The 14187-nt window shown below is 36.4% G+C and carries 15 protein-coding genes; 13 read left to right on the top strand and 2 right to left on the bottom strand.

Annotated elements, in window-relative coordinates:
• Positions 1-4 precede the first annotated feature (4 nt).
• The 7 genes from MUA51_RS05750 (at position 5) to recO (ending at position 4675) form a co-directional block, all read left to right on the top strand.
• A complete protein-coding gene (locus MUA51_RS05750; RefSeq protein ID WP_262558306.1) occupies positions 5-619 on the top strand; it encodes a hypothetical protein in 615 nt (204 codons plus the stop codon).
• Between the two features lie 200 nt (positions 620-819).
• Positions 820-1767: a PhoH family protein gene (locus tag MUA51_RS05745; protein WP_262558304.1), complete on the top strand. Its 948-nt coding sequence runs from the start codon at positions 820-822 to the stop codon at positions 1765-1767.
• Position 1768: 1 nt separating this feature from the next.
• Positions 1769-2242, top strand: a complete 474-nt coding sequence (ybeY, locus tag MUA51_RS05740) for an rRNA maturation RNase YbeY (protein WP_262558303.1) — start codon at positions 1769-1771, stop codon at positions 2240-2242.
• Positions 2242-2577, top strand: coding sequence for a diacylglycerol kinase family protein (locus MUA51_RS05735; protein ID WP_262560875.1), 336 nt, complete (start codon positions 2242-2244; stop codon positions 2575-2577). The genes ybeY and MUA51_RS05735 overlap by 1 nt, the downstream gene beginning before the upstream one ends.
• A gap of 13 nt (positions 2578-2590) precedes the next feature.
• Complete coding sequence (cdd, locus tag MUA51_RS05730) at positions 2591-2998, top strand: cytidine deaminase (protein ID WP_262558302.1); 408 nt, start codon at positions 2591-2593, stop codon at positions 2996-2998.
• Entirely contained in the window at positions 2998-3894 is an 897-nt protein-coding gene (gene era / locus MUA51_RS05725; protein ID WP_262558301.1) for a GTPase Era, read from the top strand. Before cdd ends, era begins: the two co-directional genes overlap by 1 nt.
• A gap of 19 nt (positions 3895-3913) precedes the next feature.
• Positions 3914-4675 carry a DNA repair protein RecO gene (recO, locus tag MUA51_RS05720; RefSeq protein ID WP_262558300.1) on the top strand — a complete coding sequence of 254 codons (762 nt, stop codon included), beginning with the start codon at positions 3914-3916 and terminating at the stop codon, positions 4673-4675.
• 111 nt (positions 4676-4786) lie between these two features.
• On the opposite strand, the gene MUA51_RS05715 is transcribed toward recO, so the two are convergent.
• Complete coding sequence (locus MUA51_RS05715; protein WP_262558298.1) at positions 4787-6178, bottom strand: glycine--tRNA ligase; 1392 nt, start codon at positions 6176-6178, stop codon at positions 4787-4789.
• A gap of 450 nt (positions 6179-6628) precedes the next feature.
• Here MUA51_RS05715 and ccpN point away from each other — a divergent pair, with 450 nt between their 5' ends.
• From ccpN to MUA51_RS05685, 6 genes are all read left to right on the top strand, one after another.
• Entirely contained in the window at positions 6629-7258 is a 630-nt protein-coding gene (gene ccpN / locus MUA51_RS05710) for a transcriptional regulator CcpN (protein ID WP_262558297.1), read from the top strand.
• 13 nt (positions 7259-7271) lie between these two features.
• Entirely contained in the window at positions 7272-8096 is an 825-nt protein-coding gene (locus MUA51_RS05705; RefSeq protein ID WP_262558295.1) for a pyruvate, water dikinase regulatory protein, read from the top strand.
• Positions 8097-8180: 84 nt separating this feature from the next.
• A complete protein-coding gene (dnaG, locus tag MUA51_RS05700; protein WP_262558293.1) occupies positions 8181-9968 on the top strand; it encodes a DNA primase in 1788 nt (595 codons plus the stop codon).
• A gap of 17 nt (positions 9969-9985) precedes the next feature.
• Positions 9986-11095 (top strand): RNA polymerase sigma factor RpoD, encoded by a 1110-nt coding sequence (gene rpoD / locus MUA51_RS05695; protein ID WP_095116765.1) that lies wholly within the window; start codon positions 9986-9988, stop codon positions 11093-11095.
• Between the two features lie 180 nt (positions 11096-11275).
• The gene (locus MUA51_RS05690) at positions 11276-11956 is read left to right on the top strand and encodes a tRNA (adenine(22)-N(1))-methyltransferase (protein WP_262558290.1); all 681 of its coding nucleotides are present in this window, start codon (positions 11276-11278) and stop codon (positions 11954-11956) included.
• Positions 11953-13053, top strand: a complete 1101-nt coding sequence (locus tag MUA51_RS05685) for a Nif3-like dinuclear metal center hexameric protein (RefSeq protein ID WP_262558289.1) — start codon at positions 11953-11955, stop codon at positions 13051-13053. Before MUA51_RS05690 ends, MUA51_RS05685 begins: the two co-directional genes overlap by 4 nt.
• Positions 13054-13117: 64 nt before the next feature.
• On the opposite strand, the gene MUA51_RS05680 is transcribed toward MUA51_RS05685, so the two are convergent.
• Positions 13118-14086: a 4-hydroxy-3-methylbut-2-enyl diphosphate reductase gene (locus MUA51_RS05680; protein WP_262558288.1), complete on the bottom strand. Its 969-nt coding sequence runs from the start codon at positions 14084-14086 to the stop codon at positions 13118-13120.
• Between the last annotated feature and the right edge of the window lie 101 nt (positions 14087-14187).

Genomic DNA, 14187 nt, shown 5'->3' with positions numbered 1-14187 from the left:
TCTTATGAGTATGGGTTTCATTATTTTCCTCATAACAATCGCTTTTTCATTATTTAGCGCCATGGGGGATAAGCAGCATGAAAAACGTCAAAAACAGCAACCACCTCGTCCAAAAAAACACGTAGAATCTCCAGATAAAGGCTTTTTTGATAAAGTTCAAGAAACACTGGCCGAGATTGAAGATACTTTTTCAGCGGAAGAAATATCAAAGCGGGAAGCATCTGAAGAGAAACATACATCTAACAAGCACACTACGAAACCTGTAAGTAGACCGGAAGTCGTGCGCACAGAATCTAAGACATCAACGACATCAAGTAGACGCAATGATATCGAACAAGAACGTCAACATTTGAATGATATGGTTGCCGATCGCATGAATCAACTTGATGATGAATTACATCGTGAACGTCAAAAGCAACTCGCTCGAATTGAACGCCGTGCGAAAATGATCATTGAAGATCAATATCTATCTAATCGAACGAAACAGATCAAGTTGAAGGCATTGATGGACACAACGAATGTTAAAAATACGTCTGCGCAAGGTATGACATTTTCCGATAATGAAGTAATAAATGGTATCATCTGGTCGGAGATTTTGAACAAACCGAAACAACTTTAATATGATTATGAGCTACAATGATTTCAATTGATTATTGTAGCTCATTTTTTATGAATACAGATCTTTCTACACATCGTATTTATATCCGAACGAAACTGTAAAATCATGATATAATATAGGAAAATATGAATGAGTATATTTGTACCTTATCTCATTTATTTGTTAGATTATAGTCAACAATTATGTAAAGGAGAGACTGTATGCCTGAAATTATTCAGATAGATGATATTCACCAAGCACAAGCATTACTCGGTACGAACGATGAACATATTACGCTTGTTGAAAATGCATTTGGTGTGATCATTCATGCACGAGGACAAGAAGTTGCAGTAAAAGGACAAAAAGTGGACGATGTGACCGCAGCAGAGTCAGTTTTACGCAACTTACTAAAAGTCATTGAGAAAGGTGAATCAATTGCTGTTAAAGATGTTCAAGCAGCAATAAAGATGGCTAAAAATGGAACAATTAACCATTTGATTGATTTATACGATGAGGCCATTACGAGAGATGCATACGGTAAAACAATACGCCCAAAAACAATGGGGCAACGTATGTATATTCATGCAATGAAACAACATGACCTTGTGTTCGGAATTGGACCAGCCGGGACTGGAAAAACATTCTTAGCTGTTGTTTACGCTGCAAAGGCACTCCGTGCAGGGGAAGTAAAACGCATTGTACTCACTAGACCAGCCGTTGAAGCTGGGGAATCTCTTGGTTTTTTACCGGGAGATTTAAAAGAAAAGGTTGATCCTTATTTAAGACCTTTATATGATGGACTGCATACAGTTTTAGGAGTTGAACAAACGACACGTTTCATCGAACGGGGTGTCATTGAAATCGCACCTCTTGCATATATGCGCGGACGAACACTAGATGATGCATTCGTGATACTAGATGAAGCACAAAATACAACGCAAGCACAGATGAAGATGTTTTTAACACGTCTTGGTTTTGGTTCTAAGATGGTTGTCACAGGAGATAGAACTCAAATTGACTTACCAAAAGGGGTCAAAAGCGGTCTTGTAGAGGCTGAGCAACGTCTAAAAGGGATTAAAGGATTAAGTATCCAACATCTTGACCAAGCAGATGTCGTACGTCATCCACTTGTTGGACGTATCATTACGAGATATGAGGAGGAAGCATAACATGTTTACGATTGACTTCAACGACCTTACAGGTTTAGTGGAACAAACTTGGATTGATCAAATTGATAGCTTATTAACCTTTGCGAAGCAGCAAGAAGGAATAGACGAATCTGCAGAATTATCAGTGAGCTTTGTCGATCAAGAAGAGATTCAAGCAATCAATCGAGATTATCGAGATAAAGATAAGGTGACGGATGTCATTTCATTTGCATTTGAAGAAGATGAAGATGTGTTCGAAGGTTTTGAAGGTGCTGAAATCCCTCGTGTCTTAGGTGATATTATCATTTGTACAGATGTTGCAAAAACGCAAGCAGCTCAGTATAACCATTCATTTGAACGTGAGTTAGGATTTCTTGCTCTCCACGGATTTTTACATTTACTTGGCTATGATCATATGACAGAAGCCGATGAAAAAGAAATGTTCGGACGTCAAGATGCCATACTCAACGCTTATGGATTAACGAGAGACGCATGATAGCACGTTTTAAACATGCATTTGAAGGTGGTTGGACACTTTTAACAAAAGATCGTAACTTCTTCTTACATGTGGTAGCAGGTGGAATGGCAATTGTGCTTGGTATCATGTGTCACATTAGCAAACTTGAATGGTTATTTGTCATCATAGCAATCGCACTTGTATGGCTAACAGAAGCTTTAAATACAGCAATAGAATACACTGTCGATCTCGTGACAAAAGACTATCATATTGATGCAAAAAGAGCGAAAGATATCGGCGCATTTAGCGTTTTACTTGCTTGTATACTTGCAGTGATTATCGGTCTGATAATATTTGTACCAAAATTACTATAAGGAGAGAATGCATATGACCTATACAGACAAACACTTTGAAGAAGTAAGAAAAGCACAACAGAACGCCTATGCACCATACAGTGAATTCAAGGTAGGTGCGTATCTTGTTACGAAGGATGGGCATCATTTTTATGGTGCAAATATTGAAAATGCTGCGTATCCAGCGACTATTTGTGCTGAACGTTCTGCACTTGTTGCTGCCATGTCACAAGGCTATCGACCAGGGGACTTCGAATCGATAACAGTTACCGTTGACAGTGATGAAGTCTCGTCACCATGTGGATCATGCCGACAAGTTTTAAAAGAATTGTGTGATGATGAAATGCCTGTTTACATGACAAACCATAAAGGTGAGATGAGATCATTAACGGTTGCAGAATTATTACCACTCGGATTTTCAGGAAAGGATTTAAATAAATAATGAATGAATATAAATCAGGATTTGTGACGATTATCGGCCGACCTAATGTAGGAAAGTCAACATTTGTAAATAGGGTAATCGGACACAAGATTGCAATCATGTCTGATAAAGCTCAGACAACACGTAACAAAATTCAAGGTGTCATGACACAAGATGATGCACAAATCATTTTCTTAGATACACCCGGTATCCATAAACCGAAACATAAACTTGGGGATTACATGATGAAAGTTGCCAAAAACACACTTTCAGAAATTGATGCAGTCATGTTCATGGTGAATGCAAATGAAGAGATTGGTCGTGGTGATCAATATATTATGGAAATGCTAAAATCTGTAAAAACACCTGTCTTTTTAGTGTTAAATAAGATTGATTTAGTACATCCAGATGAACTCATGCCTAAAATCGAAAAATATCAATCTTATATGTCATTTGCGGAAATTATTCCGATCTCTGCGTTAGAAGGTCATAATGTAGATCATTTCTTAAATGTATTGAAAAGTTACCTACCAGAAGGCCCACAATATTATCCAGATGGCCAAATTTCAGATCACCCTGAACAATTCGTTGTCAGTGAACTTATTCGTGAAAAAATACTTCAAACAACTTCTGAAGAAATACCGCATTCCATTGGCGTTAACGTAGAACGTATGATTCAAGAAACAGAAGATCGTGTACATGTTGAAGCGGTCATCTATGTAGAACGTGATTCACAAAAAGGAATTGTAATCGGTAAAGGCGGTAAAAAGTTAAAAGAAATCGGTAAGCGTGCACGACTTGATATTGAACATCTACTTGGTTCAAAAGTCTATCTTGATTTATGGGTAAAAGTCCAAAAAGATTGGCGTAACAAATCACAATTCATCAAACAAATGGGCTACGTGGAAGACGAATAGTTACAAGGTGGGGCGATAAATGCTCATCAAACAAAAAGGAATTATTATTAAAACAGTTGATTATGGAGAATCAGATAAGATTATTACTGTATTAAATGAATTTGGTGCAAAAGTGCCATTAATGGTGCGCCGTGCAAAAAAGGTAAAATCTGGTTTGCAAGCAACCACACAATTATTTGTAAAAGGGCTATTTATATACAATAAATGGCGTGGTATGGGAACTTTATCATCAGTCGATGTCATCAATAGTTATTATGGGTTACGTGTGGATATCTTTACAAATAGTTATGCGAGCTTATGTTTAGAAGCGATTGACGGTGCAATGGATACCGAGCATGTAGATGCACAAATGTACGCACTGTTAGAGTTTGCATTGACTCAAATCGATGAAGGACTATCCGCACAATTAATAGCGAATATTGTACTGCTAAAATGTATGACTTACTATGGATTTGATATTAATCTGACACACTGTGCTGTAAAAAATTCAGATCGTCCAGGTGAATTTGTAGGGTACAGCTTCAAATATGATGGGGTTTTATCAAAGTCAGCAGCACATTTCGATCCACATTATATGCCATTGACAAATAAAGCCATTTATTTGATGGCGATACTCAAACAGTTACCGTTATCAAAAATTAACTCTATCTCCATTCATGATGAGATCGTAGAAGAAATGTCACAATTCATCTTGATGATCTACAAAGAATATTCGGGTGTGTACTTTAAGAGTCAACGGTTAATTAATCAACTAAGACGATTTAATTCAACAATTGAATAACATAAAAACATTGTATAGAGCCATAAACAGGTCTTTATACAATGTTTTTTTGCTTAAAAATGGCCAGGCAATCTCATAAGACACCTGGCCAAACTTTATTATCAATTGATATTAGAATTTAACTTTTTCAGCTAAAAATGCGTTTAATTCACTAATTGGCATACGTTCTTGTTCCATTGTATCACGATGACGTACTGTCACTTGTTGATCTTCAAGTGAATCAAAATCGAATGTAATACAATAAGGTGTACCAATCTCGTCTTGACGACGGTAGCGTTTACCGATTGATTGTGATTCATCAAAATCAACCACAAAATCTTCACTTAATTGCTCATAAACTTTAATTGCGTCAGCAGATAATTTTTTGCTCAATGGTAAAATCGCTGCTTTGTATGGCGCAATGGCAGGGTGGAAGTGTAATACTGTACGAGCATCTTTACTTCCTTCAACACCTTCTTCGTCGTATGCATCACATAAGAATGCTAATGTTACACGATCTGCACCCAATGATGGTTCAATACAGTATGGAATGTATTTTTCATTCGTTTCTGGATCGTGATATTTGAAGTCATCACCAGAGTGTTCACTATGTTGTTTTAAGTCATAATCTGTACGACTTGCGATACCCCATAATTCACCCCAGCCAAATGGGAAGCGGAATTCGATATCAGTTGTCGCATTCGAATAGTGTGATAATTCATCTTCATCATGATCACGAAGACGAAGATTTTCATCTTGTAATCCTAAGTCTTTCAACCATTTTTCTGCAAATTCTTTCCAATAGCTTTGCCACTCGATTTCTGTACCTGGTTTACAGAAGAATTCTAATTCCATTTGTTCGAATTCTCTCGTACGGAAAATGAAGTTACCTGGTGTGATTTCATTACGGAATGATTTACCGATTTGACCGATACCAAATGGTAATTTCTTTCTCATTGAACGTTGTACATTTTTGTAGTTAACAAAAATACCTTGTGCTGTTTCCGGACGCATGAAGATTTCGTTTGTAGAGTCTTCAGTTACACCTTGGAATGTTTTGAACATCAAGTTGAATTGACGAATGTCCGTCCAATTTGCTGTACCACTTACAGGACAAGTGATTCCCTCTTCTTCAATGATACGTTTCATTTCATCAAAGCTAAGGCCATCAGCGATAAAGTTTTCATCACCTTTAACATTTGCCATGTAGTCTTCGATAAGTTTGTCAGCGCGGTAACGAATCTTACTATCTTTGTTATCAATCATAGGGTCATTAAAGTTACCGATATGACCAGAAGCTTCCCAAGTTTTTGGGTTCATTAAAATTGCCGCATCTAAACCAACATTATAAGGTGATTGTGTAATGAATTTTTTCCACCATGCTTTTTTAATGTTGTTTTTTAATTCGACACCTAATGGACCGTAATCCCATGTGTTTGCTAAACCACCGTAGATTTCACTACCTGGGAAAACGAAACCTCTGTGCTTCGCTAATTGAACAATTGTATCCATATTTTTTTTCATAAATGTTCACTCCTTCAAAATAAAAAGCCCCAAGGAAAAGAAAAACTTCTTAACCTTGGGACGAATTAACATAATAATCCGCGGTTCCACCCAAATTAGTGTTGCCACTCACTTTAATTAATTTTAATTGTTTGCCAAATTGTGTTGTTAAGCTTTCACCATCCTTAACTCGCTTTAATCATCATTTTATGTCATCATCGTAAGAAAGGCAAGTGAAAACATAATTGTGTCAGAATAAATAACAAGCTATAATAGTATTTATAATAAAATTTACTAATAAAAATTGTTTAAGGCGCTGTCTTTAAATCTTTAATTGATTATCGTACAAATAAATATGATGCTGATATTGAGAAAAGGAGGGAATTCTGCTATTTAACGAGCATGAGGTAGAAAAGATATAGTAAAGTCAAATTGAAATGAATACACTATCTACTTCTTAAATAGACAGAAATGATCATAGAACTCAATCAACGACAAGAAAAAATTGTAGAGATCGTTAAATCATCTGGACCAATTACTGGAGAAAAGATTGCTGAAAAATTGAATTTAACACGAGCGACATTGCGCCCTGATTTAGCGATTTTAACGATGTCAGGATTCCTAGAAGCACGACCACGTGTTGGTTATTTTTATACTGGGAAGTCACGCGCACAACTGTTGACAGAGCCGTTAAAGAATAAAATTGTAAAAGACTATCAATCACACCCAGTCATTTTAAAAAGTGATGTTACTGTTTATGATGCCATCTGCGCGATCTTTATTGAGGATGTGGGTACGTTATTTATAGTAAATGAAGAAAATGACCTTGTAGGTGTCGTATCACGTAAAGATTTGCTACGATCTTCTATGGCAGGACAGGACATACACAGTATGCCAGTCAATATTATTATGACTCGAATGCCAAATATTGTTCTACTCAATGAGAATGACTATGTGCTATATGCTGCAAAACAAATGATTACGAAAGAAATAGACTCCATTCCAATTGTAAGAGAGAAAGAAAATGGCAATTACGAAGTGACAGGACGTATTTCAAAAACAACGATAACAAAACTATTTGTATCATTATTTGATCAATAGGAGGCAACCAACGATGACTCAAACAAAAATTATTATCGCATCAGATTCAGTTGGTGAAACTGCTGAACTAGTTGCAAAAGCATGTATGTCACAGTTTTCTAATTGTGATCTAAAGACAGACATATTACGCTATCCTTATATCGAAACAAAACAAAACGTAGAAGATGTAATAGACATGGCGAAAGATTGCAATAGCATTCTTATCTATACACTTGTGAAACCTGATATACGTGAATATATGGAGACATTAATTGAGACACATAAAATTAGATCGATCGATATAATGGGGCCAATTATGCAAACGATGCAACACGTTTTTGAACAAACCCCACTTAATGAACCAGGCATTGTTCATAAACTGGATGAAGATTATTTCAAAAAAATTGAAGCGATGGAATTTGCTGTCAAATATGATGATGGTAAAGATCCTAAAGGTCTTCCGAAAGCAGATATCGTATTGATCGGTGTTTCCAGAACTTCAAAAACACCTATTTCACAATATTTAGCGCATAAGCGATATAAAGTGATGAACGTACCAATTGTACCTGAAGTAAATCCACCAGAGATGCTGTTTAAAATTGATCCGAAAAAATGTGTCGCATTAAAAATCAGTCCGGAAAAGTTAAACGCCATACGTAAAGAACGCTTGAAACAACTGGGTCTTTCAGATTCTGCACGTTATGCAGATGACAAGCGAATTGAAGAAGAGTTGGACTACTTTAATCGCATTGTCGAAAAAATTGGTTGCCCTGTGTTAGATGTTTCCGAAAAAGCAATTGAAGAAACAGCAAACAACATTATTCAAATTATTGAGCATAAAGATTCCTTTTTACATTAAAAAACAGTATAATAGAGACGTTACACTAAATTGCAACAATTGTTAGAGATAGTGATATGGAATACAAATTAATGGGTGATGTGTGTGAGAATACCACAAGCAACAATTGATGAGATTAAACAAAACACAGATATTTTAGATGTCGTAAGTGAATATGTAAAGCTAGAGAAAAGAGGACGCAATTATATCGGTTTGTGTCCTTTTCATGATGAAAAAACGCCTTCATTTACAGTTTCTGAAGACAAACAAATCTGTCATTGTTTTGGCTGTAAAAAAGGTGGTAACGTTTTTCAATTTATTCAGGAAATCGAAAAAGTATCATTTGCCGAAGCGGTGAAGCATCTCGGTGAGAGAGCGAACATTAAGGTTCAAACTGAAATGATGAACCCAACGAATGATATCGCTTCTGATGATTTAAAAATGATACAAATTCATGAAGAACTGCTTGACTATTATCATTATTTACTGAAAAAAACAGTAGAAGGTGAAGCAGCATTAAGTTACTTGTACAGCAGGGGTTTTACAGACGAATTGATTGCTAAGCGAAAGATTGGTTATGCACCAGATGCATCAAGCTTTGCAACTGATTATATGGAAAAAAAAGGCTACGATCTTTCACTTGGCTATGAAGCAGGTATTTTATCAAGAAATGAAACTAACTTCAGTTATTATGATCGTTTTAGAGACCGGATTATTTTCCCGTTGCCGAATGCACAAGGTCGAATTATTGGATTTTCAGGTCGAGCATATCAAGAAGACCAAACACCGAAATATTTAAATAGTCCAGAATCACCAATATTTCAAAAACGTAAGTTGCTCTACAACCTTGATAAAGCACGTAAAAGTATACGTCAGCAAGATGAGATCATCTTATTAGAAGGTTTTATGGATGTTATTAAGACGAGTGAAGCAGGATTGGAAAATGTCGTAGCAAGCATGGGTACACAAATCTCCAAAGAACATATGACAGTACTTAAAAAGTTATGCAAAAATGTAACAATGATGTTTGATGGGGACTTTGCAGGAACACAGGCAACGATTAAAACAGGACAAGCACTGTTGGAGAGACAGTTTGATGTGTTTGTTATTCAACTGCCCACAGATATGGATCCTGATGAGTATATTGAAAAATACGGCAAAGAGCGATTTCTTGAATTTGTGCGCAATGAGAAAAAATCATTTGTAACATTTAAGTTAAATCAACAAAAACAAGAAATTCAGAACAATGACCTCGCTTATGAGAAACACTATAAGACGTTTGTAGAAGATGCGGCATTGATACAATCTCAAATTTTACGACAAAAAGTGGTCCAAGAAGCGGCAGAATTGTTTAAAGTTGACGTGAATCGTCTATTAGTAGAAGTAGAAAGACGTCAACCACAAACGAATGTGCAACACACACAGCCAATTCAACAAGCTGGGCATCCAGTGAGACTTACTAAAAACGAAAAAGCAGAATGTGCATTATTAAAACACTTTTTCAATGATAAGTCGTTATTTTTACGCTTTTATCAAGATATTGAAGAAAGCGACTTTACAAATGAACATTTTAAACGTATATTTAATGTCTTAAAGGACTATTATGCAGAATTTGATACTTTTACAATCAGTGATATATTGAGTTATGTCACTCATGATGATGTAAAAGAAACATTGATTCAACTTGTTGACTATCCGTTGAACCATGATCCATATGAAAATGAAATAATGGATTATATTTCAGTTATGTCATCAAATCGTACTGAAGAATCAATGGATTCATTACAAACAAAACTTAATGAAGCAGTCCGTATTGGAGATAGCGAAGCACAAAGATATTATCTCTCACAGATTGTAAATAAGAAAAGAGAACAAATCAGAAGTAAAGATTAATTTCGGGAGGCCTTTTTATGTCTGACAACCAAGTTAAAGTTATTAAAAAAGAAACGATTGATCCGACACTGACTATTGAAGATGTGAAGAAACAACTAATCGAAAAAGGGAAAAAAGAGGGTCATTTGAGCCATGAAGAGGTAGCAGATAAACTTCAAAATTTTGAGATGGATTCTGACCAAATGGACGAATTTTTCGATATGATCAACGACAATGATATTCAGCTCATCAATGAAAAAGATAGTACAGATACAGATGAAAAGCTTAACCCGAATGACTTAAGTGCACCTCCAGGCGTTAAAATTAATGACCCTGTACGCATGTACTTAAAAGAAATAGGGCGCGTTAACTTACTAAGTGCGCAAGAAGAGATTGAACTTGCGAAGCGTATTGAACAAGGTGATGAAGTAGCAAAAGCACGTTTAGCAGAAGCTAACTTACGTCTTGTAGTTAGTATTGCGAAACGCTATGTTGGTCGTGGGATGCTGTTCCTAGACTTAATTCAAGAAGGTAATATGGGCTTGATCAAAGCAGTTGAGAAGTTTGACTTCAGTAAAGGTTTCAAATTCTCAACTTATGCCACATGGTGGATTCGACAAGCGATTACACGTGCCATTGCCGACCAAGCACGTACAATTCGTATTCCTGTACACATGGTTGAAACAATTAATAAACTGATTCGTGTTCAACGTCAATTACTACAAGATTTAGGCCGTGATCCATTACCAGAAGAAATCGGTGAAGAAATGGATTTACCACCAGAAAAAGTCCGTGAAATTCTAAAAATCGCTCAAGAACCAGTCTCTTTAGAAACACCAATCGGGGAAGAAGACGACAGCCACTTAGGTGATTTTATTGAAGATCAAGAGGCGCAAAGTCCTTCAGATCACGCAGCTTACGAACTGTTAAAAGAACAATTAGAAGACGTATTGGATACATTAACAGATCGAGAAGAAAATGTCTTGCGCTTACGATTCGGTTTAGATGATGGTCGTACACGCACGCTTGAAGAAGTCGGAAAAGTTTTCGGTGTAACAAGAGAACGTATTAGACAAATTGAAGCAAAAGCATTGCGTAAGTTAAGACATCCAAGTCGCAGCAAACGACTTAAAGACTTTATGGATTAATTTAAACGACATGATATAAAATATGATTTATGTTTTAGCGAGAATATCAACCATTTTGTAAAATATGGCGATGATTCTCGCTTTTTTAACATCTAAGTTTTCATGCATATAGTCACTAAAATTAAAAATCTGTATAATATATAGTATTACTTTAGATGCACATCAAAAGGAGTCTCAATCATGATACCAATCAATAGACGTTTAAAAAAAGTAAGTGAATATGTCACAGGAGAAAAGCTCGCGGACATTGGCTCAGATCATGCTTTTTTACCGATGTATTGTTTAGAACAAGGATTCATCTCATCAGCTATTGCTGGGGAAGTTATCCCTGGTCCGTACTCAGCAGCGGTTAAAAGTGTTGAGCGCCATGGCTATAAAAGTCAAATTGATATCCGTCTCGGCAATGGTTTGACGATTTTAAATCCTGAAGAAGATGCAATTGATACAGTTACAATTTGTGGTATGGGGGGACCGTTGATTGCAAAAATTTTGAATGAAGGTTTCAAGCATATTCCTCAACGCCCAAGACTTATTCTACAATCCAACATTCAATCTGAGCCGATACGTCAATTTTTACAAGCAAATGGCTACCATATTGTGACTGAAACATTAATCAAAGAACGTGCGCATATTTATGAAATTATCGTAGCGGATGCCGGTACGATGGACTTATCAGAGAAAGATTTTAAGTTCGGACCATTTTTACATCCGAATCCGTCAGATCTTTTTGTAGAAAAATGGATGCGTGAAATTGAAGCTTTAGAGGAGATTAAGAAACAATTAGATCCTGTGCGACATCAAAAGCGCTATGATGAAATTACAAGACAAGAAAACGAAATTAAAGAGGTGCTTAATCGATGAAGTTAGATGAACTATTAAAGGTTTTAAATGATCAAGTCCCATTTAACAGTGCGGAATCATGGGATAATGTTGGATTACTCATTGGTGATCGTTCTTCAGAAGTAACGGGTATTATGACCGCTCTTGATTGTACAGTAGATGTTGTGAACGAAGCAATCGAAAAGGGGTGTAATACGATTGTTGCGCACCATCCACTGATTTTTAAAGGAATGCGTACCATTTTAGCAGATGATGGATATGGACAAATCGTATATAAATTAATCCAAAATCATATAAATCTCATCGCGTTGCATACAAACCTTGATGTACTCCCAAATGGCGTCAATGCGATGCTTGCTGAACTTATTGCTTTAAATAATTGCAAAATACTATTACCACAAACAGAGACATACTATAAAGTTCAGGTGTATATTCCTGAAGAAAATGCAGATGTATTCAAGCAACGTTTATCAGAGCAGGGACTTGCGAAAGAAGGCAATTATGAACATGCCTTTTTTAACACTCTTGGGCAAGGACAATTCAAACCAGTAGGAGAAGCACAGCCGCATATTGGCGAAATTGATAAAATCGAAACGGTTAAAGAAGCAAAAATTGAATTCATGGTGCCAGCCGATCAACGCGTGTTAACACAACAATTAATTCACAAATATCATCCATACGAAACACCTGTCTATGACTTCATTCCTTTAGAGAAAGAAATTGAACGTGGATTAGGTATGATTGGAGAACTCGCACAACCAATGTCAGTAGAATCATTTGTTGCACATGTCAAAGAGCAATTAAAAATGCCGAGTGTCCGCTATATTGGAGATGTGAATAAACAGATACAAACAGTGGCCATTATAGGGGGCTCTGGAATCGGTTATGAAATGACAGCAGCGAAACAAGGTGCAGATATTTTCTTAACAGGTGATATTAAACATCATGATGCACTAGATGCGAAACTGGCAGGTATGTCATTGTTGGATATTAACCATTACAGCGAATATGTCATGAAAGAAGGTCTTATTACCTTATTAAACGAATGGCTGACAACAGACTTCAACGGTGTCATCCTCGCTTCCAAAATACACACAGACCCATATCAATATATGTAAAATACACCCCATTATCGAATTGTACTGCGATAATGGGGTGTAAAAGTTAATAAATGAACAGTTACTATTTCATAATTTCAACGGGTTTTGCTTTTTTAATCTTCGGCAATATTTTCTCAACGGGTACATGAGAAGTCGTATCGTGTGTTGTCGGATCTAGTGGATCATATTGGTTAAAGAAATTAATCACTTCTTTCACAATAGGCGTTGGCGTAGAAGCTCCGGCCGTCACAGCAACTGTCTCTACACCATCAAGCCACGATAAATCCAATTGTGAAATATCAGCAATACGGAATGATTTTGTATGTGCGATATCATTAGATACTTGTGCCAATCTATTCGAATTATTGCTTTTTGGATCTCCAACTACGATGAGTAAATCTGCTTGTCCGGCTTGATTTGCTACTGCTTCTTGACGCACTTGTGTTGCTTGGCAAATCTCTTTATGTTGCTCTATATGTGGATATTTTACTTTGAGCTCATCCATCAAATGAAGCACATCCCATTGAGACATTGTCGTTTGGTTCGTCACAATGAGTGGATAGTCGTGCAAACTATCTGGTAAAGCATTAACGTCATCTTTCGTTTCAACGAGATGAACAATTTCAGGTGCAACGCCAACTGCGCCTTCAGGTTCTGGGTGTCCTTTTTTACCAATATACACAACGTGATAGCCATCTGCTTTTTTCTGTCTAATCAGTTCGTGAGTGTTTTCAACATCTGGACATGTCGCATCGATACAAGTTAATCCTTTGTCTCTTGCACGTTGTTTTACTTCAGGTGACACACCATGTGCTGTAAAAATAACAGTACCTGTCTCAATTTGTTCTAAAATTTTCAATCTGTTAGGACCATCTAATGTGATAATCCCATCTGATTCAAACGCATCAGTGACGTGCTTGTTATGCACAATCATCCCTAAAATATATATCGGACGTGGTAAGTTAGGGTCTAAAGAAGCATTGCGCGCAATAACCATTGCATCAACAACACCATAACAATAACCACGGGGTGTAATTTTTATAATTTCCATAAATTTCACGAACCTCCTTCAATCATTTATTATATCAACATATGTTGTTCTTTTAAAGAAAAGGAGCTAGATTGTATTCAGTATGTCTTTAGATTTTTTCT

The organism is Staphylococcus sp. IVB6214, from assembly GCF_025558585.1.
Lineage (GTDB): Bacteria > Bacillota > Bacilli > Staphylococcales > Staphylococcaceae > Staphylococcus.
This window is presented reverse-complemented; position numbering and strand designations above follow the sequence as displayed.